The 24,774-nt window shown below is 61.5% G+C and carries 22 protein-coding genes; 18 read left to right on the top strand and 4 right to left on the bottom strand.

Features of this window, described 5'->3' with window-relative positions:
* Positions 1–32 precede the first annotated feature (32 nt).
* The 3 genes from EKH80_RS18795 (at position 33) to EKH80_RS18785 (ending at position 1,970) form a co-directional block, all read left to right on the top strand.
* Positions 33–1,001 (top strand): potassium channel beta subunit family protein, encoded by a 969-nt coding sequence (locus EKH80_RS18795; protein ID WP_126686331.1) that lies wholly within the window; start codon positions 33–35, stop codon positions 999–1,001.
* Positions 1,002–1,108: 107 nt separating this feature from the next.
* The gene (hemP, locus tag EKH80_RS18790; RefSeq protein WP_425481165.1) at positions 1,109–1,324 is read left to right on the top strand and encodes a hemin uptake protein HemP; all 216 of its coding nucleotides are present in this window, start codon (positions 1,109–1,111) and stop codon (positions 1,322–1,324) included.
* A gap of 76 nt (positions 1,325–1,400) precedes the next feature.
* Positions 1,401–1,970: a hypothetical protein gene (locus tag EKH80_RS18785; protein ID WP_126686330.1), complete on the top strand. Its 570-nt coding sequence runs from the start codon at positions 1,401–1,403 to the stop codon at positions 1,968–1,970.
* A gap of 45 nt (positions 1,971–2,015) precedes the next feature.
* On the opposite strand, the gene EKH80_RS18780 is transcribed toward EKH80_RS18785, so the two are convergent.
* Positions 2,016–2,450: a hypothetical protein gene (locus EKH80_RS18780; protein WP_126686329.1), complete on the bottom strand. Its 435-nt coding sequence runs from the start codon at positions 2,448–2,450 to the stop codon at positions 2,016–2,018.
* A 376-nt stretch (positions 2,451–2,826) separates the two neighbouring features.
* On the opposite strand from EKH80_RS18780, the gene EKH80_RS18775 reads away from it, so the two are divergent.
* The 15 genes from EKH80_RS18775 to EKH80_RS18705 all read left to right on the top strand — a co-directional run bounded on the left by EKH80_RS18775 (position 2,827) and on the right by EKH80_RS18705 (position 21,743).
* Positions 2,827–4,098 carry an efflux RND transporter periplasmic adaptor subunit gene (locus tag EKH80_RS18775; RefSeq protein WP_126686328.1) on the top strand — a complete coding sequence of 424 codons (1,272 nt, stop codon included), beginning with the start codon at positions 2,827–2,829 and terminating at the stop codon, positions 4,096–4,098.
* 26 nt (positions 4,099–4,124) lie between these two features.
* Entirely contained in the window at positions 4,125–4,847 is a 723-nt protein-coding gene (locus EKH80_RS18770) for an ABC transporter ATP-binding protein (RefSeq protein ID WP_126686327.1), read from the top strand.
* Positions 4,848–4,939: 92 nt separating this feature from the next.
* On the top strand, positions 4,940–6,256 hold the full coding sequence (locus EKH80_RS18765; RefSeq protein ID WP_126686379.1) for an ABC transporter permease: 1,317 nt from the start codon (positions 4,940–4,942) through the stop codon (positions 6,254–6,256).
* Positions 6,257–6,267: 11 nt separating this feature from the next.
* Positions 6,268–7,500: an ABC transporter permease gene (locus EKH80_RS18760; protein WP_126686326.1), complete on the top strand. Its 1,233-nt coding sequence runs from the start codon at positions 6,268–6,270 to the stop codon at positions 7,498–7,500.
* 93 nt (positions 7,501–7,593) lie between these two features.
* Entirely contained in the window at positions 7,594–8,919 is a 1,326-nt protein-coding gene (locus tag EKH80_RS18755) for an ABC transporter permease (protein ID WP_126686325.1), read from the top strand.
* Between the two features lie 12 nt (positions 8,920–8,931).
* Complete coding sequence (locus EKH80_RS18750) at positions 8,932–10,185, top strand: ABC transporter permease (protein ID WP_126686324.1); 1,254 nt, start codon at positions 8,932–8,934, stop codon at positions 10,183–10,185.
* A gap of 31 nt (positions 10,186–10,216) precedes the next feature.
* Positions 10,217–11,521, top strand: a complete 1,305-nt coding sequence (locus tag EKH80_RS18745; protein WP_126686323.1) for an ABC transporter permease — start codon at positions 10,217–10,219, stop codon at positions 11,519–11,521.
* Position 11,522: 1 nt separating this feature from the next.
* Positions 11,523–12,752, top strand: a complete 1,230-nt coding sequence (locus EKH80_RS18740) for an ABC transporter permease (RefSeq protein WP_126686322.1) — start codon at positions 11,523–11,525, stop codon at positions 12,750–12,752.
* Between the two features lie 17 nt (positions 12,753–12,769).
* Positions 12,770–14,095 (top strand): ABC transporter permease, encoded by a 1,326-nt coding sequence (locus tag EKH80_RS18735; protein ID WP_126686321.1) that lies wholly within the window; start codon positions 12,770–12,772, stop codon positions 14,093–14,095.
* A 10-nt stretch (positions 14,096–14,105) separates the two neighbouring features.
* Positions 14,106–15,323 (top strand): ABC transporter permease, encoded by a 1,218-nt coding sequence (locus EKH80_RS18730; protein ID WP_126686320.1) that lies wholly within the window; start codon positions 14,106–14,108, stop codon positions 15,321–15,323.
* 33 nt (positions 15,324–15,356) lie between these two features.
* Positions 15,357–16,517, top strand: coding sequence for an alpha/beta fold hydrolase (locus EKH80_RS18725; RefSeq protein ID WP_126686319.1), 1,161 nt, complete (start codon positions 15,357–15,359; stop codon positions 16,515–16,517).
* 144 nt (positions 16,518–16,661) lie between these two features.
* Positions 16,662–17,441, top strand: coding sequence for a L,D-transpeptidase family protein (locus EKH80_RS18720; RefSeq protein ID WP_230473812.1), 780 nt, complete (start codon positions 16,662–16,664; stop codon positions 17,439–17,441).
* Between the two features lie 97 nt (positions 17,442–17,538).
* Positions 17,539–18,882 (top strand): sigma-54-dependent transcriptional regulator, encoded by a 1,344-nt coding sequence (locus tag EKH80_RS18715; RefSeq protein ID WP_126686318.1) that lies wholly within the window; start codon positions 17,539–17,541, stop codon positions 18,880–18,882.
* 114 nt (positions 18,883–18,996) lie between these two features.
* Complete coding sequence (locus EKH80_RS18710; protein WP_126686317.1) at positions 18,997–20,373, top strand: sensor histidine kinase; 1,377 nt, start codon at positions 18,997–18,999, stop codon at positions 20,371–20,373.
* Between the two features lie 83 nt (positions 20,374–20,456).
* Positions 20,457–21,743 carry a threonine/serine exporter family protein gene (locus tag EKH80_RS18705; protein WP_126686316.1) on the top strand — a complete coding sequence of 429 codons (1,287 nt, stop codon included), beginning with the start codon at positions 20,457–20,459 and terminating at the stop codon, positions 21,741–21,743.
* Positions 21,744–21,808: 65 nt separating this feature from the next.
* Here the strand turns inward: EKH80_RS18705 and EKH80_RS18700 are convergent, their stop codons facing one another.
* From EKH80_RS18700 to EKH80_RS18690, 3 genes are all read right to left on the bottom strand, one after another.
* Positions 21,809–22,144 (bottom strand): H-NS histone family protein, encoded by a 336-nt coding sequence (locus tag EKH80_RS18700; protein ID WP_126686315.1) that lies wholly within the window; start codon positions 22,142–22,144, stop codon positions 21,809–21,811.
* A gap of 294 nt (positions 22,145–22,438) precedes the next feature.
* Complete coding sequence (locus tag EKH80_RS18695) at positions 22,439–24,136, bottom strand: proline--tRNA ligase (RefSeq protein ID WP_126686314.1); 1,698 nt, start codon at positions 24,134–24,136, stop codon at positions 22,439–22,441.
* A 128-nt stretch (positions 24,137–24,264) separates the two neighbouring features.
* On the bottom strand, positions 24,265–24,705 hold the full coding sequence (locus EKH80_RS18690; RefSeq protein ID WP_126686313.1) for a DUF4124 domain-containing protein: 441 nt from the start codon (positions 24,703–24,705) through the stop codon (positions 24,265–24,267).
* Between the last annotated feature and the right edge of the window lie 69 nt (positions 24,706–24,774).

The following is a 24,774-nucleotide window of genomic DNA, read 5'->3' as shown; positions in this document are numbered from 1 at the left end:
CAAAAAAGTTCCCATCGAATAAGGAGCTCACCATGCAATACCGCCGTCTTGGCCGCACCGGCTTGCAGCTGTCCGCGCTGTCCTTCGGCGCATGGGTCACCTTCGGCCGCCAGGTAGGCCGATCGGATGCACGCGAATTGCTGGCCCTGGCGTGGGATCGGGGCGTCAATTTCTTCGACAATGCCGAGACCTACAACCATGGCGACGCCGAGCGCCTGATGGGCGACGTGCTGGCGGATCTGCGCTTTCCGCGCGATAGCTACTGCGTATCGAGCAAGGTGTATTTCGGCGTGGCAGACAAGCCGCGGCCGACGCAGCGAGGCTTGTCGCGCAAGCACGTCATTGAGGCCTGCAACCAGGCGCTGGAACGCTTGCGAGTAGGACATCTGGACCTCTACTTCTGCCATCGTCCCGATCCGGAAACGCCGATCGAGGAAACGGTGGCCGCCATGGACACGCTGATCCGCCAAGGCAAGGTGCTGTACTGGGGTACCAGCGAATGGCCGGCCGCGGCCATCCACGAAGCCCACCGCATTGCACAGGCCATGCACATGTATGCGCCGGTGGTGGAGCAGCCCCAGTACAACTTGCTGCATCGCGAGCGCGTGGAACAGGAATACGCGCCGCTGTATGCCAGTTACGGCATGGGTACCACGATCTGGTCGCCGCTGGCGTCGGGCCTGTTGAGCGGCAAGTACAACCAGGGCGTTCCGGAAGGTTCGCGCCTGACGCAACCAGGTTACGAATGGCTGCGAGACATAGTGTTGGGCGAGGGCGGCGAGCGCGTGCAAAAGGTGAAGCGTCTGCCGGCGATTGCCGCAGAAGCAGATGTTACACCGGCGCAGCTGGCGATTGCGTGGTGCCTGGCCAATCCAAACGTGTCGACCGTGCTGCTGGGCGCGAGCCGGAAGGAACAGTTGGAGCAGAACCTCGGCGTGCTGGATCTGTTGCCGCGTTTCGATCTGGCGCTGAAGGAACGGATCGAACAGGCGTTGGCGTGATCGCATGGGTAGGCTTGGGTCGCTCTGATTTCATTCGATCAGGCGGCGCTTGACTGATAAATGAGAATCATTATCATTCAATCGTTCCTTGACGATGGAGTTCCGCCATGTCCACGACCGGTACGCTACTCACACTCTCCCGTTTGCCGCAGCCGCCGATGCGGTCCAGTGCGGAGCCGGCCGGCGTCCCGACGGCCCTGCCAGTGCGCCGCATTTCCAGCCAGCGACTGCTGGCCGGCGAGCGCGAGCTGGTGATCCAGCACATGGGCAACGAGTACCACCTGCGCCTAACACGTAACGGCAAGTTGATCCTCACCAAATAGAGCTTCGCGCCGCCAAGGTTTTCCACCCTTCCGCCAGCACGCTTGCGCCAGCCGGGTCTTCATGCAGGAGATCGCCATGTTCGGCTGGCTTGCCGCTCGTTCCTCTTCGCTCTGTCGTCGCGCGCCGCGTGCCGTCGTGTCGCAGCACGCACGGCGCATCGCGCCCCATGCCTTGATCGACATGCTTCCCGGGCTCGGCAGCGTGCTCTATCTCCACGCTGCATCGGACACCGCTGTACCGACCGTTCTGCCGCAAGGCCTGGTGGTGACGCAGCGCGCCTGCATACCCCTGCTGGATGTACACTGGCTGGTTGCCGTCAGCGTGGTGACCGACGACGGTCCACGCGAATGGTGTGAATGTGTCGACTTGCTCGGCCGCACGCGGGCGCGATGGTACTTGTTGCCCGATACCGACTACCTCGCCTGGGAGGCGCTTACGTCAGACTGTGCTACGCACAGGCCCACGCCGGTGGGCAAACATCTGCTACGGCCAGATCAAGCCAGCGTGGTGAATTTCCGCCTGCGCGAATTGGCCGGTATGTTGCTGCTGGAGCAGGACAACTCGGTCATGTTGTCGTCGTTGAGTCATCGCCTGGCTGCGCGCATTGCCCACGCCGAATCGGCCGCATTGAGTTTCCAGGATTAAGCCGGCCAGGGCGGCAAGGGCGTCACTGCTCCTGCCCGTTCGCTGCTAACGCGTCGAGGAAATGAAGCTATTTGGAGCGTAGAGCACCCAGTCATCCTCGTGCCCGGCCACTGATACGCGGGCATTAAATGCAGTGCAACTGTGGTCGGGGCATGGGCTCGTGCTTTGGGTATCGGTCGAAGCAGGCGTCAGTAAAGCGTAGTCGTGGCTGATGTTTATCTCGCGACAAAATTCAGGTGGGCCGTTGCCTACGAATTTGATGACCACCGGATGGGCGTAGTACTTGCCGTCGAGTAGCTGTCGCTTGAATTCCTCCGCTGTGCAGGCCCAGGTGCCGCGCTTGAATGTCACGGAGCTTGCACCTGCCGGTGGCGCAAGAGCGGCTTCCTTCTCCAGGGTAGGCATGGTGGCATTGGCGCCATAACGCCAAAACAGCAGGCCGCCAAATATCACCAGTCCCACCAGCGCGCGCTTCAGCATCGCAGTCCCCTTTTTACCCACGTCCGTATAAGTGCTGCTCAAGCTTGCATGGGAGCCATCGCACGTCAATGAACATCAGCAACGGGATCGATTGGGGGAATAGGGGAAGCGCAGCTCGCCGCCTTTTTAACGGCGTTGTTGTTGGCGGCCGGTTCGAGCATCCAGTGAACGGCTCACTCGGGAAAGAGGTCTTCTTCCACCGCGGTCGTGTCCGCCAGGTGAGCAACTGTCCGGCGAGTGTCCGCGGACAGCCGCTTTGATCTCAGGGTTGAATGCAAATCATTGAAATAATTGATGTATTTGACCGTCCGTTGGCTGGCACGCGGATTGCTAAATACGGTGTGGGGCCGCACTGTCCGCGGCCAGGGACCACACCATGATCCGTGACACTTCCGCCCAGGACCGCCTGATCCAGGTCAAGCCCAATCCCAAGAAAAAGCTCTTGTGGATCGGCGGGGCCGTGGCCGCCGTGATCGCCTTGGCGTTTTTCCTGCCTGGCGTCACGCGTCTTTTTTCCGCCGACTCCTCAGTCAGTGCATCCAGGCTGGCGTTCGCCAGCGTGCAACGCGGCCCGTTCGTGCGCGACATCGCGGCGGAAGGCCAGGTGGTTGCAGCGGTGAGTCCCACCCTGTACGCCACTTACGGTGGTGCCGTCACGCTGAAAGTGCATGCCGGCGACACGGTGAAGAAAGGGCAGGTGCTGGCGCTGATCGATAGCCCCGAGCTGGTCAACAAACTCGCCCAGGAGCAATCCAACGCCGACGCCATGCAAGTGGACTATCTGACCGCGCAAATCACCGCGCGCACCAATCAGTCCCAGATGCAGAAGGCCTACGACAACGCCAAGATCGATGAGGAAACCGCTGCGCGCGATTTCGATCGCTATGAAAAAGCCTACCAGCTTGGTGGCGTGCCGCAGATGGACGTGGACAAGGCCAAGGACACGCTGAACAAAGCGAAGATCGCCTTCGCGCATGCCCAGGCCGATCTCAATCTTGGCAACGACACCGGTACCTTCACCATCAAGGCCAAGAAGCTCGCGCACGACCGTCAGGTACTGCTGGTGCAGGACCTGCAGCGGCAGGTGGATAACCTCAACGTGCGCTCGCCGGTGGACGGCCAGGTCGGCCAGTTGTTCATCGCCGAGCGGGCGACGGTCGCGAAGGATGCACAACTGCTCAGCGTGATCGATCTTTCCGCGTTGGAAGTGGAAGTGAAGGTGCCGGAAAGCTTCGCACGTGACCTCGCCGTCGGCATGGGCGGCGATATCAGCGGCAACGGCAACAACTGGAAAGGCCTCGTCAGCGCGATTTCGCCCGAAGTAGTGAACGGCGAGGTGGCCGCACGCGTGCGCTTCGATGGCGGCACGCCCAAGCAGTTGCGCCAGAACCAGCGTCTGTCCGTGCGCATCCTGCTCGACCATCGCGAGAACATCCTGACCGTGCAGCGCGGCTCCTTCGTTGACGAATCCGGCGGCAGCTACGCCTACCTGGTGCGCGACGGGATCGCGACCAAGACGCCGATTCGCGTAGGCGAAAGCAGCATCGACAAAGTGGAGATCCTCGATGGGCTCAAAGAAGGCGACAACATCGTGATCTCCGGTACCGACAATTTCAAAGGCGCGCAGCGCGTCGTGATAAGCCGTTGATGGCCAAACCAAGAAGGAATGACACCATGCTGAAAATGACGCATCTCTCCAAGGTTTACCGCACCGAAGTGGTGGAAACCTACGCCCTTCGCGATTTCAACATCGACGTCAAGGAAGGCGAGTTCGTGGCCGTGACCGGTCCGTCCGGTTCGGGCAAGACCACCTTCCTGACGATTGCGGGGCTGCTGGAAACTTTTACCGGCGGTACGTACCACCTGGACAACCTCGATGTCAGCAACCTCGACGACAACGCACGCTCGAAGATCCGCAACGAAAAGATCGGCTTCATCTTCCAGGCCTTCAACCTGATTCCCGACCTCAACGTGTTCGACAACGTGGAAGTGCCGCTGCGCTACCGCGGCATGAAGGCTCTGGAACGCAAAGAACGCATCATGGGTGCGCTCGATCGCGTGGGCCTGGCTTCGCGCGCCAAGCACTATCCGGCTGAACTGTCCGGCGGTCAGCAGCAGCGCGTTGCCATTGCACGTGCGCTCGCCGGCAGCCCGCGCCTGCTGCTCGCCGACGAACCCACCGGCAACCTGGATACGCAGATGGCCCGTGGCGTGATGGAGCTGCTGGAAGAAATTCATCGCGACGGCGCCACCATCGTGATGGTCACGCATGATCCGGAACTGGCCGCGCGCGCGCAGCGCAATGTGCACATCATCGATGGCCAGGTGGTGGATCTGGCGGAGGATCCACGCTTCCACTCCGCGTACGTGGCAGCGGCCGGACAAGTTCGCGGCTGAGATGCATAGCACCCTCTCCCTCAGGGGAGAGGGTTGAGGTAGGGAAGCCACGCTTGCCAAAAAACTTTCACACCGAGATCAATCGTATCCTCATGCTTGCCCACTACCTCCAGCTCGGCCTGCGCAGCCTGCGGCGCAACCCCATGCTCACCGCGTTGATGGTGATGGCGATCGGCTTTGGCGTAGCGGCCTCGATGATCACCTGGTCGGTGTTCCGGGTGGTGTCGGGCAATCCCATTCCCGACAAATCCGAAGCGCTGTACACCGCGCTCATCGACAACCGCGGCCCCCAATACAACAACGCCGGCAACGAGCCTCCGGAAGCGCTGGATTACGATGAGGCGGTTGCGCTGATCCGCGCGCGCAAGGCAGCGCATCAAACGCTTTTCTATAACATCGGGCTTTCGGTGATGCCGGAGGGTTCTCACGACCTCCCGCTGAATGCCAGCGGATACGCCACCAACACCGATTTCTTCAACATGTTTGAGGTGCCGTTCCAGTATGGTGGCGCATGGACTGCGGCGGACGACGACGCACGCGCCGCCGTGGCCATCATCAGCAGCGACTTGAACAACAAGCTATTCGGCGGAGCCAACAGCGTAGGGCGCGAAGTCACCTTCGACCAGCACACGTATCGCATCATTGGCGTGACCGGACATTGGGATCCCAAGCCACGGTACTTCGACGTCTTTGCCGGGATGACCTATGCCGAACCGCCGGATGTCTACATTCCATTTACCCGGGCCATTGATCTAAAAATCGATACCAGCGGTCGCAACAATTGCGGCGGTGCGCCCGTTCACATCGAGAGCGCGGAAGCCTGGCTGCATCGGCAATGCGCCTGGATCCCCGTATGGGTCGAGCTGTCGACCAAGGCCGATGCGCAGCGCTACCTCGATTTCCTGACCGCATATGCGGCTGAACAGCAGCGCGCTGGCCACTTCAACTGGCCGCCCAATGTCCGCCTGAGAAGCGTGATGAACTGGTTGGACTTCGAACACGTGGTGCCGCCGGAAAGCCGCATATCGCTGTTCGTCTCGGTAGGGTTCTTCGTGATCTGCATGGTCAACACCATCGGTCTGTTGCTGGCCAAGTTCATGCGCCGCAGCGCGGAAATCGGCGTGCGGCGTGCCCTGGGAGCCACACGCCGCGAGGTGTATGAGCAGTTCCTGATGGAGGCCGCCACCGTAGGGCTGGCCGGCGGCATGCTGGGATTGATCCTCACGGCCATCGGCATGCAGGGCGTGAGCCTGTTGTTCGAACCGGAGATCGCGCGGCTGGCGCATCTGGACTTTTCATTGCTGGTGATGGCGATTGGCGTAGCCGTGTTGGCTGCGCTAATTGCCGCGTTCTACCCCAGTTGGCGCGCGGCGCAAGTACAACCGGCGTGGCAGCTGAAATCCAATTGAGACTTAAGCCCATGCAGATCAAACCCATTCTTACAGCCATGCGTCACCACAAGGCGGGCACGATACTCATTGCATTCCAGATTGCGCTGACGCTGGCCATTGTCTGCAATGCACTGTTCATTATCCAGCAGCGCGTGACGCGCGTGATGCGGCCAAGCGGCGTCGAGGAAGCCAATCTCTTCGCGATCGACAACCAATGGGCGGATTCGGCGTCCGTCCAGAACGTGGGTGCACAGATCCGGGCGGACTTGACCGCCCTGCGGCAGCTCGGCAGCGTGCAGGATGCGTATGCCACCAACAGCTTCCCGCTGCGCGGCTGGGGCTGGGACAACTATGTGAGGCTGCGCCCCGACCAGGTCCACAGGACGAGTGACAGCGCCATTTTCTTTACCGACGACCATACCCTGGCCACGCTTGGCGTAAAACTCATCGAAGGCCGCAATTTCACCTCCAGCGAAGCCCATGACGTGTCGATCAAGACGCTGGCAGCGTGGCCCGAAATCATCATCAGCAAGGATCTGGCCAAGAAGACTTTTCCCGATGGCCACGCAGTGGGAAAGCCGCTTTATGTGAATAGTGATGCCTCCCCATCCGTAGTCGTGGGGGTCACCGATACCCTCCAGTCCCATATGACGGACAGCGACATAACGCCTTTTGCCTATGATGCCGTGCTCGTACCCGGCTATCTGCTCCAGGGCATGACGCGCTACGTCATTCGGGCGCGCCCAGGCCAACTGCAAGCCGCCATGCGCGACGCGAAACGCGCGCTGGTCACCCAAAGCCGCATGCGGATCATCGATCCCAAGGACGGCGTCAGAACCTTCGCCCAGGTGCGCGCCAAAGCCTACGAGCGCGACTACGGCATGGCCATGCTGATGGGCATCGTCAGCGTGGTGCTGTTGGCGATCACCGCGGCAGGTATCGTGGGCCTGACCAGCTTCTGGGTCGGGCAGCGGCGCAAGCAGATCGGCATTCGCCGAGCGCTGGGGGCCACGCGCGCAGACATCCTGAGCTATTTCCTTACTGAGAACGCGATGATCGGCGGGTGCGGTGTCATCGTCGGCATCCTGTTGGCCTTGGGCATCAACCTGTGGATGGTCATGCGTTTTGAAATGGCGCACCTGTCGGGGCTGTACGTGCTGATTGCCGCCGCCATCCTGTTGCTGCTGGGACAGGGTGCTGTGCTCGCGCCGGCGTTGCGCGCCTCGCGCGTGTCTCCAGTGGAGGCGACGAGACCGGCATGACTTGATATCCATGCAGCCACGCAAGGCAAAACGACGTATTGGGTAAGACGGACATGCTCACCAGAGCAATGAATCAAAACGGGGAGGCAGCATATGCTGGGCTATTACCTTGATCTTGCAGTACGTAGTCTTAAACGAAGCCCGGGCCTTACCGCGCTGATGATCCTGATCGTCGGCTTTGGCGTGGCGGCTTCCATGACCAGCTATTCGGTGTTTCGCGCGGTATCAGGCGATCCGATTCCGTGGAAGTCTTCGCGGCTGTTCGTGCCGCAAATCGACATTTGGGGGCCGAGGGGGCACGCGGACGGTTCGAGCGACAACGATCCACCGGATGCGATGGACTATACCGATGCCGTAGCCTTGATGCGCGACCATCGCGGCAAATACCAGTCGGCAATGTATCGAGTATCGCCTTCGGTCGTGCCGCCCGACCCGCACATGCATCCGATCAACGTCGGCGGGCATGCCGTCTACAGCGAGTTCTTCGCGATGCTCGACGTGCCGTTCCAGTTCGGTGGCGCCTGGGGTGCTGATGGCGATGCGAAGCACGCCGCAGCGGTCGTGATCAATAGCAAGCTCAACCAGAAATTGTTCGGTGGCGCCAACAGCGTGGGCAAGACCCTCAACATCGATGGCAAGGACTATCGCGTCGTAGGTGTGCTGAACAACTGGAATCCAAAACCGACGTTTTTCGACGTGGTCAATACCGGAGGGTTCACTTCCGGCCAAGAGGACATGTTCCTGCCCTTTACCCGGGCCATCGATGTGGGCATGAGCAACGATGGCAACACCAATTGTTCGGAGGTGCCGAAGGGCTCGGGTTTCGTCGGGCTGCAGCAATCGTCCTGCGTGTGGATTGCCTACATGGTGCAACTGGAAGACAAGGCAGCTGTGTCCGCCTACAAGGATTACCTGGACGGCTATTTCCGCGACCAGAAGGCGTCCGGGCGATTCAACTGGGCCTTGAACAACCGCTTGCGCGACCTGCCGGCCTGGCTGGAGTCAGAGCATGTGGTGCCGAGCGACACCAAGATATCGCTGCTGGTGGCTTTGGGCCTGCTGGTGGCCTGCCTGGTGAATACGGCCGGCCTGTTGCTGGCGAAGTTTCTGCGCCGTAGTTCCGAGATCGGTGTGCGCCGTGCATTGGGCGCGCCGCGCATGGCCATCTATGTGCAATTCCTGGTCGAAGCCGGCATGGTGGGCCTGACCGGTGGCGTGCTTGGCCTGCTGCTGACCTGGGTGGGCATCCATGGCGTGAACTGGGTACTGCCCAAGGAAATCGCCTCGCTGGCACACGTCGACTTGAGCCTGCTGGCCCTCACCCTGGTGATTGCAGTCGTCGCCACCATGCTGGCCGGGCTTTATCCCACCTTCCGTGCCTCGCGCGTGCAGCCCGCGCTGCAGCTGAAAACAAACTGAGGAGACGCCGTTATGTCCTTGCATCCCATGATCGCAGCATTGCGCAAGCACAAGGCCGGCGTGGTGCTGATCGCGCTGCAGATCGCCTTGACGCTGGCCATTGTCTGCAACGCGATCTTCATCATCTATGCGCGAATCCAGAATGTGCAGCGCCCGACAGGCATGGAGGAAAGCAATCTTTTCCTGATCACCCAGCAATGGGTGGGGGCGCCGAGCGGCGACGATCCGGCCGACCTTCAGAAGCTGGATGCGATGATGCGCGAGGACCTCAACGTTTTGCGTTCGATGCCGGATGTAGTGTCGGTGACCCCGATCAATACGTTGCCGCTGTTTCCGTCGAGCTGGAATGGCTCGGCGGCATTGAAACCGGGTACTGATCTGCGCGCGGGTAACGCACGTACGACTTTCTACTTTGGCGACGAACAGCTGTTGAAGACGCTGGGCCTGCATCTGGTTGCCGGGCGCAATTTCACGGCGGCGGACGTGACCCATAGGGGATTTCGTGATGCTACCGAGTCGAGCATCATCATCGTCACCAAGCCGTTGGCGGACAAATTGTTTCCGCAGGGCGATGCGCTCGGCAAGGCGATTTACCTCAACGGCGGCAATACGCCAAGCACCATCGTCGGTGAAGTGGAGCGCCTGCAGGTGCCCTCCGTGGCCAGCTGGGCCAGCGGTTTCGTTTGGAACTCCGCGATCTCGCCGGTTCGCATGAACATCAACTTCTCGCGCTATGCCGTGCGGACGAAGCCAGGGCGGCTCGATGCGGTGATGCGCGCGGTGCCATCGAAGCTGTACGCCGTCGATGCCATGCGAGTGCTGGATGACGACAGTGTCAAGTCGTTCAAGGACATCCGCGCCGACGCCTATCGCGCGGACATCGGCATGGCGGTGCTGATGGGCGTGATCTGCCTGATCCTGCTGGCCGTCACGGCGGCTGGCATTGTGGGCCTTACCAGTTTCTGGGTCGGTCAGCGCCATCGCCAGATCGGCGTACGCCGCGCACTGGGGGCGCGCAAGATCGACATCCTGCGCTACTTCCAGATGGAAAACCTGATGATCGCCGGCGGGGGGGCGCTAGTCGGCGTTGCGCTGGCGGTCGGCTTGAACCGGCTGCTGATGAGCAAGTTCGAAATGCAAAGCATGCCGACCTTTTACGTGCTGGTCGGGTTGGCCGTGGTGGTGGTGCTGGGTCAAATCGCGGTATTCGTGCCGGCGCGGCGTGCTTCGAACGTGCCGCCGGTGGTGGCGACGCGCTCGGTGTAGCGGACAACAGGACCGGCGAAAGAGGATGCCCATGTTGTCCTATTACTTCCGCATGGCGATGCATAGCCTCAAGCGCAACAAGGCGCTGACTGGCTTGATGGTGCTCGCCATCGCCATGGGCATCGGCGCGAGCATGACCACTTTGACCGTGCTGCATGTACTTTCCGGCGATCCGCTGCCTGGACGCAGTGGGTCGCTGTATTACCCGCAGATCGATCCGCGCGACATGGCCGATTACGGACCGAACGTCGAGCCGCCGGATCAGCTCAGCTGGATCGATGGCATGTACCTGCTGAAGGCAAAGCGCGCCACGCGGCAGGCCCTAATGACCGGAGGGATGGTGCCGCTGCAGCCGGCGCAGTCGAGCATATATCCGTTTCACGCGATGGCGCTGTATACGTCGGCGGATTTCTTTCCGATGTTCGAAGTGCCTTTTCAGTACGGCAATGCCTGGGGTTCAGCCGAGGACGACAGCAAGGCACGCGTGGTAGTGATCAGTGCGAACTTGAACGACAAGCTGTTCGGAGGGCAGAACAGCGTGGGCAAGACGCTGCGCTTACAGGAGACCGCCTTCCGCATTATCGGCGTACTCGGAGCATGGCATCCGCAACCGCATTTCTATCAGGTCTATATGGGAAGCTACGCCGACGAGGAAGATGTATTCATTCCCTTGTCAGCCTCACGCGACCAGCACATGGATCATGCCGGCGAAACAGACTGCTGGGGCAATGGCGGTGGCGATAACAACACGCTTGAGCATGCGCCTTGTGTGTGGCTGCAGTTCTGGGTTCAGCTTGGCACTGCGCAGCAGGCGGCGGCCTATAAGGATTTTCTGGTGCATTACTCGCAGGAACAGCACGCGGCAGGGCGATTTCTTCGCCCGCCCAACGTACGCCTGCGCAATGTGATGCAGTGGCTGGATTATCAGCAAGTGGTACCCAGCGATACACGCTTGCAGGTGTGGCTGGCGCTGGGTTTCCTGATGGTCTGCCTGGTCAATACGGTGGGCCTGATGCTGTCAAAGTTCATGCGCCACGCCGGTGAGCTGGGCGTGCGCCGCGCCCTGGGAGCCTCTCAACGCGCGTTGTTCGGGCAACTGCTCATGGAGTCAGGCGTGGTGGGCTTGGTGGGCGGTGCCATCGGCTTGTTGCTGGCCTTGTTGGGCTTGTGGCTGGTACGCCAGCAGCCTACCGACTACGCGAAGCTCGCGCATATGGACACACGCATGTTGCTGGCTACGTTTGGACTTGCGGTTTGCGCCAGTTTGCTGGCGGGCCTGCTGCCGGCCTGGCGGGCATGCCGTATTGCACCGGCTCTGCAGTTGAAGGCGAACTGAGATGGAAATCAAACCCATTTTCGCTACGCTCGGGCGCCACAAATTCACGGTTTGCCTGCTGATTGCCCAGATCGCGCTCACCTGCGCCATCGTGTGCAACGCCATTTTCCTGATCAGTCAACGCCTGGATCGCATGGCTGTATCCAGTGGCATGGCCGAGCACGAACTTGTCTACATGCAGTTGGCCTTTATCGGCGCTCGACCCAATGCCATGGCGCGCACGCAGGCTGACCTGTCCGCATTGAGAGAGGTGCCAGGCGTGCAATCGGCGATGATCATCAACCATCTGCCGTTGAGCGGATCTTCCTCCAATTCCAGTCTTTGGCTCGACCCGGCCCAACGGATGGAGACGATGAGCGCCACGCAATATTTCGGCGAAAATCTGCTGTCCACGCTAGGTGTGCAGCTGGAAGCAGGGCGTGAGTTCAGTCCCGAGGAATACCGCGACCTCGACAAAATTGACAAGGCGCTGCAGACGGGCGACATGAAAGAGATTCCCTCGGCGGTCCTGATCACCCGCACCGTTGCCGATCGGCTTTGGCCTGGACAGAGTCCGCTGGGTAAACAGGTTTTCATTGGACGGAACTTCGCGCTGACCGTAGTCGGCGTCGTGAAAGGACTGGCGCGGCCGAATCAGCTGGAAAGAGGCGCTCAGTACAGTCTGATTCATCCAGTTCGGCTGTCGATGTCGGCGGGTTCGTATTATGTATTGCGCTGCGCTGCGCAGGATCGCGAGCGCGTGCTGAAGGCAGCACTTGCCAAGCTCAATGCACTCGATCCCAACCGAATCGTGCTGGACAAAGGCAGCTGGGACGAGATGCGCTACAACTTCTTCCGCAACGACCGCGCCATGGCCGGCATTCTCGTCGGCGTGTGCCTGGCATTGCTGGTCGTTACGGCGCTGGGCATCGTAGGCCTGGCCAGCTTCTGGGTGTCGCAGCGCAATCGCAGCATCGGTGTGCGCCGAGCGCTGGGTGCTACGCGCGGCCACATTCTCAACTATTTCCAAACCGAGAATTTCCTGCTGACCAGCATGGGCATCGTGCTGGGCATGCTGCTGGCGTATGCCATCAACCTGTTCCTGATCGTCCACTACGAATTGCCGCGATTGCCGTTGGCCTATTTCCCCGTGGGGGCGGTTTTGCTGTGGTGCCTGGGGCAGGCCGCTGTATTGGGCCCGGCGCTACGTGCCGCGGCGGTTCCGCCGGTGGTGGCGACGCGATCCGTCTGATCGTCTAAGGAGAGGGCATGTTCGGTTATTACCTTGATCTGGCCATCCGCAGCCTCAAGCACAATAAGGTGCTTACGGCGTTGATGGTGCTGGCAATTGGCGTGGGCATCGGCGCGAGCATGACGACCTTGACCGTCATGCACCTGCTCTCGGGCGACCCTCTGCCGGGAAAGAGCGCCTCGCTGTTTCGTCCGCTGGTAGATCCCGACCCCACGCCGTCGAGAAAACACGACACGCCCATGGATGTGATGGATTACCGCTCCGCGGTGGATCTATGGAACGCGCATCGCGCCGATCGCCAGACCCTGGTGGTGGATAGCCCGGTAAAACTGGCCGCCCCGGCAAGCAAAATGCCGCCGTTGATGCCGTCGTTGCTTGCTACCACGGCAGACTTCTTTGCGATGTTCGACGTGCCGTTCCAGTACGGCTCCGGTTGGAGCGACGCTGACGATCAGCGGCGCTCGCGGGTGGCCGTGATTAGTGCGTCGCTCAACGACAAATTGTTTGGGGGAGCCAATAGCGTAGGGCAGATTTTGCATTTGCGCAGCACGGACGTCCGCATCATCGGTGTGCTCAAGCCGTGGCGGCCATCGCCGTTGTTCTACCTGGTGGCGGGAGGGCGATTTGCGCATGGCGATACGGCAGGTTTTTATGGCAAGCCGGAAGACGTGTTCGTGCCGTTCTCCAGCAGTCTGGAGATCAATGACGGGTATTTCTATCAGTTCACCTGCTGGGCGGCGCCTAAAGTGCCTGGACATTTGATTGACGCACCATGCGAATGGGTTTCCGTGTGGGTTGAGCTCGGCGATGCCGGCAAGGTGGCGGCTTATCGCCGGTTCGTGGCGGACTATGCCGCGCAGCAAAAAGCGTTGGCGCGTTATACAAATGCCGATAACACCCGCTTGCCAAGCCTGATGGAATGGCTGGATTACAACGGCGTGGTGCCCGGTGATGTGCATCTGCAGGCCTGGCTGGCGTTTGCCTTCCTGGCGATCTGCTTGTGCAACACGATCGGATTGCTGCTGGCAAAGTTTCTGCGAAGAGGCAGCGAGATCGGCGTGCGACGTGCGCTTGGTGCGACGCATGCTGCCATTTTCATGCAGTTCCTGATCGAGGCCGGTTTGGTTGGGCTGCTGGGCGGGATCCTGGGCTGGTTGTTGACGCTTGCCGGCCTATCGCTGGTGCGCCAACAGCCGACGCCTTATGCGGACATGGTGCATCTGGATGAGTGGATGTTCCTGACGACGTTCGTGCTGTCCCTTGCCGTCAGCTTGCTGGCAGGCACCTTGCCGGCTTTTCGCGCCAGCCGGATTGCGCCGGCCTTGCAACTGAAGGCGCAGTAAGGAGATGCCCATGCAGATTCGACCCGTGTTCACCGCGCTACGCCGGCACCGGCTGGCCACCTTGCTGATTGCGCTGGAAATCGCGCTGGCGTGCGCGGTGCTGTGCAATGCCTGTTTCCTGATCATCAATCGTGTGCAGCGCATGAAGATGATAAGCGGCGTAGACGAGTCATCGCTGGCGTTCGTGCAGTTGACCGGGTTTGAAACCAAAGGGGCGAAGGATCTCAACGCACGCATGCTGAACGGGTTTGGGGGTATTGCGGGCGTGTTGTCGGCCCATGTGATCAACACCGTTCCCTTTGGTCAGCAGGCCGGTACTTTCGGTATTTCGTTGGAACGGTCCATGCGCAACATTCCTGCCGTCATTGATTTGTACTTGGGAGGCCCCGGCAGTCTTGAGGCGCTTGGCGTGAAGCTGGTAGCCGGCCGCGCTCCGCAACTGGCCGACTATGTCACGCTGACCAATGATTTTCCCAGTGACGCGCCCGTCCTCATCACGCGATCGCTGGCCGAGCATTTGTGGCCGGGCGGCGACCCGCTGGGCAAGGAATTCTGGAGTGGCGGCGATTACCACTACCGCGTCATCGGCGTGGTCGAACATTTGGCGATCGCCCAGCCCGGCAGCCGCGGCGTAGCAAGTGCGGATTGGTCCGCGTTTGCGCCCGTACAACCCGGTCCCTTCCTGGCTGGCGGTTATCTGCTGCGTACCGCACCGGGAGAGGCGCCGCGCGTACTGCGTGATGCACGAGCGACGGCGATGAAGATCGCACCGGATTCCGTGCTCGATCAGGATGCCAGCCAAACGGTCAGCGACCTGCGTATGCGCTATTTTGAAAACGACCGGGGCATGACCCGGATCTTGATTGGCGTGATCGTGTCGCTGCTGCTGGTCACCGCATTGGGCATTGTGGGCCTGGCCAGTTTCTGGGTGGGGCAGCGGCGCAAGCAGATTGGCATCCGCCGAGCGATTGGCGCGACTCGTGGCGATATACTGCGCTACTTCCTGATGGAAAATTTCCTGATCGTCAGTTTCGGTGTCGTGCTGGGCATCGGTTTGGCCTATGCCTGCAATCTGATGCTGATGAAGCGCTACGAGTTGGCGCATCTGCCGTTCTACTACCTGCCGCTCGCCGCCGTCGCGCTTTGGGTGCTCGGCCAGCTTGCCGTGCTTGGCCCGGCGTTGCGCGCGGCGGCGGTGCCACCGGTCGTGGCGACGCGATCCGTATGAATGACCGCGCAACCTTAACCTGATGAGAGAGAAATGAGAATGCGATTCCGTTGGCTGTTGCCTATCGTCGCGTTGCTGCCACTGTTCGCCGTGGCCGCAACGCATGATGCTGTTCCAGCGCAAGACAAAAGGGAGACGATGACGCGTACGGAGGTTACGCGGATCATTGCCAATGCAAACCGCATCGTGGCGCCCAACGGCGTCCAGGAGCTGGTGAAGGTACCCATCAATGGTATCGACCAGTGGCTTTCGATCCGCGGCAGGGATCGTCGCAACCCGGTTTTGCTGGTCCTGCATGGTGGTCCCGGTTCGCCGAACATCCCGGACGATTACCTCTATCAGTCGCCATGGGAAGACTATTTCACGGTGGTGCAATGGGACCAGCGCGGCGCCGGCAAGACCTATGCGGCGAATTCCGAGCAGAAAATGGCGCCCGGCATGACCGTCGAGGGCATGACGGATGACGCCGCGCAAGTGGTGCAATACCTGCGCAAGCATTACGCCAAGCAGAAAATTTTCCTGATGGGCCATTCCTGGGGCACGGTGCTGGGGACGCGACTTGCACAGCAGCATCCGGATTGGTTCTATGCCTATATCGGGGTGGGTCAGGTCGTGAACGTTCGACGGAACGAGGAGCTGGGTTACACCTTCGCTTTGCAGCAGGCGAAAGCAAGCGGTAACGCTGCAGCGGTCAAGGAGCTTGAGGCCATCGCGCCTTATCCCGGCACTGCGCCGCTGACACTCGAACGCCTCGGTGTGCGCAGCAAATGGGAGATGTACTACGGCGGCCTTACCTACGGGCGGCAGAACCTCGACTCACGCTCGGATGTCCAGGAGTTGTCACCGGATTACAGCCTGAAGGAGCTGGATCAGATCAATAAGGGCGGCGCATTCTCGATCAAGCATTTGAAGGAGTTTCTGGTGGATGTCGATTTTGACCACAGCACGCAATTCGGCTGCCCCGTCATCCTGTTCGTGGGGGCGCATGACGAAACCACCTCCCATGTACTGGCCGAACAATGGTTCGACAAGCTGCAGGCGCCATCGAAGCAGTTGGTGATGTTCGCCGATTCCGCGCATATGGTGATGGAGGAGCAGCCCGGCCGCTTCCTGATGCACCTGGTAAGCGATGCGCTGCCGCTGGCGCAAAAGGTGGGTGACGCGGCTCCGGCCGAGGTGGCAAGAGATCAATGAACGCGCAGGCCGGGCTCCGGCGTTTTTTGCTATAAGTAGGCCGTTTGGCGTGGCTGCCGCCCATACGGGGGCGGCACCATGCCTGCATGTGCAGCCGATACGTGCATGCCGTGCCGGTTCATTCTTGCAGGAGTGCCAAAGCTCATGAGACTACGGTTTCGCCTTTCCTGGGTGGCTATCTGCGCAGTCGGCATGCTCTGTTGTCTATCGGCGCGCGCCCATGACGTGGCGGATGGCGTGCGCCAGATCGTGGTTGTCACGACCGCCGACTGGAACAGCGTGAGCGGCACCCTGCAACGGTTTGAACGCGTTGGGTCACACGGAAAGTGGACAGCGCTCGGGCAAACGTTTCCTATCGTGGTAGGAAAGACCGGGCTGGCGTGGGGGGATGGCTTGATCACTACCGGCCGGCTGGGCGCCGGAGCGGGTGACCCGGTGAAGCAGGAAGGGGATGGCAAGGCACCAGCGGGCGTGTTCTCGCTGGGGACGGCATTCGGGTATGAGCCGCAACTGCTTGCCGGCTCGCGCATGGCTTACATGCGCCTTACCCCATCGGTCGAGTGCGTGGATGATGCCAAGTCGCATTACTACAACCGCATCGTCGACCGCCGCGACATCAGCGCGCCGGATTGGAGCAGCTCCGAACACATGCGACGGGATGACGAGCTCTATCACTGGGGTGTATACGTCGACCACAACGTCCATCCGACCAGGCCAAGCGGCGGCTCGTGCATTTTCCTGCACATCTGGCGCGCGGCCGGCCAGGGCACGGTCGGCTGTACCGCCATGCCGAAAGAGGATATCCAGCAGCTGATCGAGTGGTTCGATCCGGCGAAGTCGCCGCTGCTGGTGCAGATGCCTCGCGGCCAGTACGACCGGGTACGTCAGCGTATGGGATGGCCGACACTCGCAGCAGGCAAGTAAACCACGGGAAACCGCGCCGCCGGGTTTTACGTAAGCCGCTCGGCATGGCAACCTTTTCGACCGGAGCGGCATCCATGCCTGCATGTGTAGACGACGAATGCGTACAGTACTGATCATTGACGACAATCCGGCCGTGGGCGAGGCGCTATCGCTGCTGCTTTCGCTGAACGACGTACGTCCTCTGGTGGCACTGACCCCCGACGAGGGGCTGGCGACGCTGGCGCGCCAGTCCGTGGACGTGGTGATCCAGGACATGAATTTCACGGCCGATACCACCTCCGGCGAGGAGGGGGTGGAGCTGTTTCGTGCGCTCCGCCAGCGTTATGCAGACCTGCCGGTGATTTTGCTGACGGCATGGACGCATCTGGAAACCGCCGTGGAACTGGTGAAGGCCGGCGCGGCCGACTACCTGGCCAAGCCGTGGGATGATGCCAAGCTGCTGGCGACGGTGGAAAACCTGCTGGAGCTGTCCGAATCCACGCGCGAGGTCAACCGCACGCGCATGGAGCGCCGCAAGCGTCGCGAAGACCTGCAGCGTCGATACGACCTTGATGGCCTGGTGTTTGCCTCTGAAGCCATGGCACGGACTATCGACCTGGCCTGTCAGGTCGCGCGCTCGGACGTGCCGGTGCTGATCACCGGTCCCAACGGCTCGGGCAAGGAGCGCATCGCGGCCATCGTGCACGCCAATTCCGCGGTAAGGAACGGTTCCTTCGTGGCAGTGAACTGCGGCGCCTTGCCGGGCGAGCTGATCGAAGCCGAGCTGTTCGGTGCCGAAGCGGGCGCTTACACCGGTGCCAACAAGGCGCGCGAGGGACGCTTCGAGCTGGCTGATGGCGGCACGCTGTTCCTGGACGAAATCGGCAACCTGCCGCTGCCGGGCCAGATGAAACTGTTGCGTGTGCTGGAAACCGGGCAATTCGAACGGCTGGGTTCCGGCCGCACGCGCAAGGTGAAGGTTCGCGTGCTCAGCGCCACCAACGCCGATCTGAAAGGCATGATCCGCGCAGGCAGCTTTCGCGAGGACCTGTATTACCGCCTCAATGTGATCGACGTAAACCTGCCGCCGCTGGCCGAACGCATCGACGACATCCTGCCGCTGGCTGAGCATTTCCTGGCCGCCCGCGCGCAACTCAGTGATGCTGCACGTGAGGCCATGTTGAGCTATCCGTGGCCGGGCAATGTGCGTGAGCTGAAGAACGCCATCGAACGCGCGGCCTTGTTGGCCGGCAACCATCCGATCACCCCGGAACTGCTCAATCTGCCGCAGCAAGCCGGCCCCGCGGTGGTACGCAACCTGGATGAGCCCAGCCGCGAGGTGGTTGAGGCCGCGCTGCACAAGGCGGACGGCGTGGTCAGCCGTGCAGCGCAGTCATTGGGCCTGTCGCGGCAGGCGTTGTATCGGCGCATGGAACGGTATGGTTTGATGACACAAGCGTGATGCGCATAGATGATCTTCTGGCAGTGGCGCATCTGCGCGGCAACGTGTAGAAGAGCCGCACTTCATGCGTAGACCGCCCATGCCTCCACGTACCCGTCAAGCCAGGACCGCCTCATGCGCCTGAGATCGCTGGAAGCGCGCCTCACCCTCTGGCTGGCGTTGGCCGCCTTGACGGGTGCGCTGGTCTACATCGGTGTTACGCAGTGGCCGTTGCCGGAAATGCTGGCATGGCTGCATCGTGAACTCGGACTGCAGGTTGCCACGCCCAATCGCGTCGAAGCAGTCATGATCTGCGTCGCCATTCTGGCGCCGTTGTCGTGGTGGTTCGCGCATATCGTGATGAACCCGGTAAAACGCCTGCTGCGCGCGCTGGAAGGCGCTGTGGCGAGTTATCGCGATGGTGATTTCAGCATTTCCATCGCGCTCAACCGGCACGATGAATTGGGTGATCTGGTGCGTGTGCACAATGAACTGGGACAGACCTTGCGCGAACAGCGCCAGAACCTTGCCCAGCGCGAGCTGTTGCTGGACACCGTGGTGCAGAATACGCCGGTGGCCTTAGTGCTGACCGATGGCGGCGGCCGAGTTGCCTACGCCAATATCGCGGCGCGACATTTGTTCAATGACGGGCGCAGCCTCAATGGCCTGCACTTCGCTACTTTGATTGCCGATATGCCAGAGGCGCTGCGCAAGGCGACAGAGGGCTCGGAAGACGCTTTGTTCAGCGTGGAAATGGATGGCAGCGAGGAGACCTTCCATCTTTCGCAACGCGCTTTCCGCTTGCAGGGACGGCCCCATCGCCTGCAATTGTTCCGCCGCATGACGCGTGAACTGTCGCGCCAGGAAGTGGCGGCGTGGAAGCGGGTGATACGCGTGGTCAGCCATGAGTTGAACAATTCGCTGGCGCCGATTTCGTCACTGGCGCATTCGGGCGCCGAGCTGGCGCGTCGCGGTGATGTACAGCGGCTGCCTGGCGTGTTCGCCACGATCGGCGAGCGTGCGCGCCACCTGCATGGTTTCATCGATGGTTACGCGCGTTTCGCCAAGCTTCCCGCGCCGCGGCTGGCGGCGGTGGAATGGCAGCCGTTTCTGGACGCGCTCACCTTGCATTGCCGCTTCCAACTGGCCGGCCAGGCGCCGCCGCAACCGGGCTGGTTCGATCCGGTGCAGATCGAGCAGGTATTGATCAATCTGGTGAAGAACGCCCACGAATCGGGCAGCGCGCCGGAGGGTGTGACCATGGCGCTCAACCTCATGGGCCATGAATTACGGATCGAAGTCGCCGACCGCGGTCCCGGCATGAGCGAGGCGGTGCTGGCCCAGGCGTTGCTGCCGTTCTATTCCACCAAGCGTTCCGGCACGGGGCTGGGTCTGGCCCTGGCGCGCGAAATCAGCGAAGCACATGGCGGGCGCATTGCCTTGGCCAATCGTGAGGATGGCGGGTTGCGCGTGACGCTGTTTCTGCCGCAGCCGGGGACTTCGACGTCGTAGCAATCATCGAGCTGCAGATCTGCGACTCCTCAAAAGCCCAAAGCGACATACCCAAGCGACGCGCTTCCGGTAAGAATGGCACCATGCCTGCCCCCGCTATCCGCTCGCCGTTGCCATCCTTCGCCACCACGGCGATCAATACCCGCATCGCCTTCCTGGTGGAATTGGCCACCCGGCTGCACAAATACGGGGCGTCGTCGCCGCGCCTGGAGATGGCGATCAGCGGTTCGGCGCAGCGCATCGGCCTGACCGCCGACGTGTGGTCCAGCCCGACGGCGATCATCATTTCCTTCGCCGATCTCGCGCATGGCGAGGAGTCGCGCCTGGCGCAGGTCACCCAGGTGATCCGACTGCTGCCGGGCGACGTGAACCTGGACAAGCTGTGCCGTGCCGACGAGATCGCCGATCGGGTGATCGCCGGCGAACTCGACCTGCGCGATGGTTTTCGCCTGCTGCGCGCCCTGGAACTGCCGGATACGCCGCGCCAGCAAGCCAGCGTGATCATCAGCTATGGCTTGTCCGCAGCGGCGATCGATGCCTTGTTCCTGCATAGCTCGTGGGTGGATCTGTGCGTGGCGGCTGTCGTGGGGCTGATCATCGGCGCCATCACCATCCTGTCGGGCACGCGCCCGCGCCTGCAGGTGGCCAGCGATGCGATCTGTGCGATGGTGGCCACCCTGGTCGCCATCCTCTTCAGCGCCTTCGTGTTGCCGTTGGCAATCAAGTCGGTGGTGCTGGCCGGCCTGATCGTGCTGGTGCCAGGCATGTCGTTGACCACCGCGGTACGCGAGATCTCCAGTCAGCACCTGGTGGCCGGCATGGCCCGCATGGCCGGAGCGATGTCGACGCTGCTCAAGCTTACCTTTGGTACCGTGGCGGCCACCCAGATATGCGCCGTCCTCGGCGTCCAGCCCCGCGACTTCGCTTTGCCGGCCTTGCCGCCGTGGATGGACTATCCCGCCCTGCTGGTGGCGGCCATCGCCTTTGCCATGCTGTTCCGCGCGGCCTGGCGCGATTGGCCGGCCGTGATTTTCGCGGTGATCGTGGGCTACGCCGCCACGCGGCTGGGTGGCACCGTTTTCGTCAACTTGCCGGGGGCACCGTTCGGAGTTTTCCTTGGCGGCTTGTTGCTGAGCGCATTGGCGAATGTTTATGCGCGCTACGCCGGACGCCCCGGAGCGGTCATTCGCGAGCCGGGCATTTTGTTGCTGGTGCCGGGTAGCGTGGGATTCCGCAGCGTTTCCTATCTGCTCGATCGCAACGCGACGCTGGGCTTCGATTCCACCGTGTTGCTCGTGACGATCTTGATTTCACTGGTGGCGGGGCTGATGTTCGGTGAATTGCTGATTGCGCCCAGACGGTCGTTGTAGCCTGGAACGCAGCAAAAAAACGCCGGCATGGAGCCGGCGTTCCCTTGCATCCTCAACCTGGCCAATCAGATCGCCAGATCCTTTTCCTTCTTGCCGGCCTTCAGCGCCTCGTTGAACCAGCGCGGGCGCTTGCCGCGGCCCGACCAGGTCTGTTCCGGATCGGCAGGGTTGCGGTATTTCGGCGCCACCGAACCCGTGCCGCGGCGCTTGCCGCGTACGGCGGCACCGCCACCGCCACCGAATACTTCCTCGAAGCTGATGCCTTCGGCCTTCAGCAGGGCTTGCACTTTTTCGCGCACCCGGGTGACTTTTTCCTTCTCCAATTCCTGCTGGCGCGCTTGCGCCTTCTGGATCAGGTCATTGAGCTGGTTATGGTTGAGGCTCTTGATATCAATGGCCATGAGGCGAACTCCGGTAAAAGAGAATGAACAGAACATTCCGGGCTATTGGATTTGAAAATAAATGCCCAGCTGCATTTTCGATTCTCTCGCATTAACGACAAAATTGTAAAGCGCGCTTACGTCAAGAAAATGATTTTCGTTGTGTCTTCGGTCAAAAAAAAGGCCGCGCTAGGCGGCCTTATGTGTCGGGTAATAAGAAAACTCCGAATAAGTTCAAAGTTTCCGCGGGCCATGGATCGCGCGCGTCTGAAAAAGTCCGTCACGGACCTTTTTCAGACCATCCATAAATGGCCATTAGCCCAATATTTCAAATAGCTCGTCGCGCGTAATGGCGCTGCTTTCGCTTGCGCTGCGGGCGCGATATTCCAGCGTGCCGGCAGACAGGCCGCGTTCGCTTACCACCACGCGATGCGGAATGCCGATCAATTCCATGTCGGCAAACATCGCGCCAGGGCGTAGGCCTCGATCGTCCCACAAGCATTCGACGCCGCGCGCGCTGAGTTCGTTGTACAGCGACTCGGCGGCGGCGTTCACTTCGGGTGCGTTCTTGGGGTTGATCACGCAAACGGCCACGCGCCACGGCGCCATCGGCTCAGGCCAGATGATGCCGGCTTCGTCATGGCGCTGCTCGATGGCGGCAGCGACGATCCGGCTGACGCCAATGCCGTAGCAGCCCATCAGCATCACTTGCTTCTTGCCCTGGTCGTCGAGCACGGTGGCATCCAGCGCTTGCGCATACTTATTGCCGAGTTGGAACACGTGGCCCACTTCGATGCCACGGGCGATCTGCAGGCTGCCGTGGCCGTCCGGCGAAGGATCGCCCACCACCACCTGTCGGATGTCTTCCACACGCGTAATGCGTGCATCACGTTCCCAGTTGGCGCCGGTGTAGTGCATGTCGTTGGCGTTGCCGCCGCATACGAAATCGGCCAGCACCGCGACGCTGCGGTCGACGATGACCGGAATCGAATCGGGCAGCCCGACCGGTCCGATGAAGCCCGGACGCACGCCTACCGCGGCGAGAATTTCCTCGTCGGAAGCCAGCACGGATTCTCCCGGCAGCTCCGGCAGCTTGCCGGCTTTCACTTCATTGATGTCGTGGTCGCCGCGCAGGCACAAGGCGACCAGGCCTTTCTTGCCGCGCACCAGCACGGTCTTCACCACGCGATCGGCGGTGATGCCGAAATGATGGGTGACTTCCTCCACTGTGCGCACGCGCGGGGTATCCACGCGTTGCAACGTAGCCGAGGGGGCGGGGCGGCTGCCGGCCGGTGCCGCAGCCTCGGCTTTTTCGAGGTTGGCGGCATAGTCGGACGCATCCGAAAACGCCAGCAGGTCTTCGCCCGTTTCGGCCAGCACCTGGAATTCATGGCTGGCGTTGCCGCCGATCGCACCGGTATCGGCCTGCACCGCGCGGAACGTCAATCCCAGGCGCGTGAAGATGCGCGCATAGGCCTGGTACATCACCTCATAGGTTTCAGCCAGCGATTCCTGCGTGAGATGGAAGGAATACGCGTCCTTCATCAGGAATTCGCGTGCACGCATCACGCCGAAGCGCGGGCGGATCTCGTCGCGGAACTTGGTCTGGATCTGGTAGAAGTTGACCGGCAGCTGCTTGTAGCTTTTCAGCTCATTGCGCGCGAAGTCGGTGACGACTTCTTCATGCGTGGGGCCATAGCAGAACTCCTGCTCCTTGCGATCCTTGATCTTCAGGAGCTGGCCACCGAATTTCTCCCAGCGCCCGGTTTCCTCCCACAGTTCGCGCGGCTGCACGGAGGGCATCAGCATTTCGATCGCGCCGGCGCGGTTCATTTCCTCGCGCACCACGTTTTCCACCTTGCGTAGTACGCGCAGACCCAGCGGCGACCAGGTGTACAGGCCGGAGGCGAGCTTGCGGATCATGCCGGAGCGGATCATCAGCCGATGGCTGGCGATCTCCGCATCGGCAGGGACTTCCTTGACGGTGGCCAGGTGGAATTGGCTTAGGCGCATGAGAGGCAGGTCGGCTGTCGGAGTAAAGGGGCGATTATAGCCGGCAGCTTTTGCAGGTTGGGGTGCAAACCTCAACATTGCGCGGGAGGGCGATGGCAACGTTGGGGTTTGCACCCCAGGCTACGGCGTTATTGATTCGCGCAGAACTGGCTGTATTGCGACTGGCTGGCGTCGAGCTGCTGCTTGCGCTGGTCGGCATTGAGCAACTGCTGTTGCCCGCCGTTGTTCATCACCACCGGGCCCTTGCCCTGCAGGGTGCCGATGTTGGCCTTCAGCGAGGTGCATAGCTTGGCGCGGTTCTCGGGGGTGTCTTCCATGGGGGGCTGCGACGTGCTGCTGCCGCTGGCTGGTGAGGAGCTGTTGCTGCTGCCCGATGCGGCGGGTGGGTTTTCCCCCGCGGCCGGTGCGGAGGTGCCGGCGTTCACGCTGACCTGGCTGTACTTGGTGCCGGTCGGCGGGGGTGTTTCGGAGTAATGGACGGTACCGTGGGCGTCGGTCCACTTGTAAACCTGGGCACAGGCCAGGGGAGCGATCAGCAGCAGCGCCAGGGCGAGAGACAGTCGACGCATGAGCGGACTCCGGGACAGGGTGGTAGGTAACACGGCTAGTTAACAACCGGCGCGGTCGGGACTCAAGCG

It is taken from the genome of Dyella choica (assembly GCF_003977665.1).
GTDB lineage: Bacteria > Pseudomonadota > Gammaproteobacteria > Xanthomonadales > Rhodanobacteraceae > Dyella_B > Dyella_B choica.
This window is presented reverse-complemented; position numbering and strand designations above follow the sequence as displayed.

Excerpts from the sequence above, each read along its gene's own strand:
- EKH80_RS18795 (WP_126686331.1), top strand. The coding sequence starts at position 33 with ATGCAATACCGCCGTCTTGGCCGCACCGGCTTGCAGCTGTCCGCGCTG.
- hemP (WP_425481165.1), top strand. The coding sequence starts at position 1,109 with ATGTCCACGACCGGTACGCTACTCACACTCTCCCGTTTGCCGCAGCCG.
- EKH80_RS18785 (WP_126686330.1), top strand. The coding sequence starts at position 1,401 with ATGTTCGGCTGGCTTGCCGCTCGTTCCTCTTCGCTCTGTCGTCGCGCG.
- EKH80_RS18780 (WP_126686329.1), bottom strand. The coding sequence starts at position 2,450 with ATGCTGAAGCGCGCGCTGGTGGGACTGGTGATATTTGGCGGCCTGCTG.
- EKH80_RS18775 (WP_126686328.1), top strand. The coding sequence starts at position 2,827 with ATGATCCGTGACACTTCCGCCCAGGACCGCCTGATCCAGGTCAAGCCC.
- EKH80_RS18770 (WP_126686327.1), top strand. The coding sequence starts at position 4,125 with ATGCTGAAAATGACGCATCTCTCCAAGGTTTACCGCACCGAAGTGGTG.
- EKH80_RS18765 (WP_126686379.1), top strand. The coding sequence starts at position 4,940 with ATGCTTGCCCACTACCTCCAGCTCGGCCTGCGCAGCCTGCGGCGCAAC.
- EKH80_RS18760 (WP_126686326.1), top strand. The coding sequence starts at position 6,268 with ATGCAGATCAAACCCATTCTTACAGCCATGCGTCACCACAAGGCGGGC.
- EKH80_RS18755 (WP_126686325.1), top strand. The coding sequence starts at position 7,594 with ATGCTGGGCTATTACCTTGATCTTGCAGTACGTAGTCTTAAACGAAGC.
- EKH80_RS18750 (WP_126686324.1), top strand. The coding sequence starts at position 8,932 with ATGTCCTTGCATCCCATGATCGCAGCATTGCGCAAGCACAAGGCCGGC.
- EKH80_RS18745 (WP_126686323.1), top strand. The coding sequence starts at position 10,217 with ATGTTGTCCTATTACTTCCGCATGGCGATGCATAGCCTCAAGCGCAAC.
- EKH80_RS18740 (WP_126686322.1), top strand. The coding sequence starts at position 11,523 with ATGGAAATCAAACCCATTTTCGCTACGCTCGGGCGCCACAAATTCACG.
- EKH80_RS18735 (WP_126686321.1), top strand. The coding sequence starts at position 12,770 with ATGTTCGGTTATTACCTTGATCTGGCCATCCGCAGCCTCAAGCACAAT.
- EKH80_RS18730 (WP_126686320.1), top strand. The coding sequence starts at position 14,106 with ATGCAGATTCGACCCGTGTTCACCGCGCTACGCCGGCACCGGCTGGCC.
- EKH80_RS18725 (WP_126686319.1), top strand. The coding sequence starts at position 15,357 with ATGAGAATGCGATTCCGTTGGCTGTTGCCTATCGTCGCGTTGCTGCCA.
- EKH80_RS18720 (WP_230473812.1), top strand. The coding sequence starts at position 16,662 with ATGAGACTACGGTTTCGCCTTTCCTGGGTGGCTATCTGCGCAGTCGGC.
- EKH80_RS18715 (WP_126686318.1), top strand. The coding sequence starts at position 17,539 with ATGCGTACAGTACTGATCATTGACGACAATCCGGCCGTGGGCGAGGCG.
- EKH80_RS18710 (WP_126686317.1), top strand. The coding sequence starts at position 18,997 with ATGCGCCTGAGATCGCTGGAAGCGCGCCTCACCCTCTGGCTGGCGTTG.
- EKH80_RS18705 (WP_126686316.1), top strand. The coding sequence starts at position 20,457 with ATGCCTGCCCCCGCTATCCGCTCGCCGTTGCCATCCTTCGCCACCACG.
- EKH80_RS18700 (WP_126686315.1), bottom strand. The coding sequence starts at position 22,144 with ATGGCCATTGATATCAAGAGCCTCAACCATAACCAGCTCAATGACCTG.
- EKH80_RS18695 (WP_126686314.1), bottom strand. The coding sequence starts at position 24,136 with ATGCGCCTAAGCCAATTCCACCTGGCCACCGTCAAGGAAGTCCCTGCC.
- EKH80_RS18690 (WP_126686313.1), bottom strand. The coding sequence starts at position 24,705 with ATGCGTCGACTGTCTCTCGCCCTGGCGCTGCTGCTGATCGCTCCCCTG.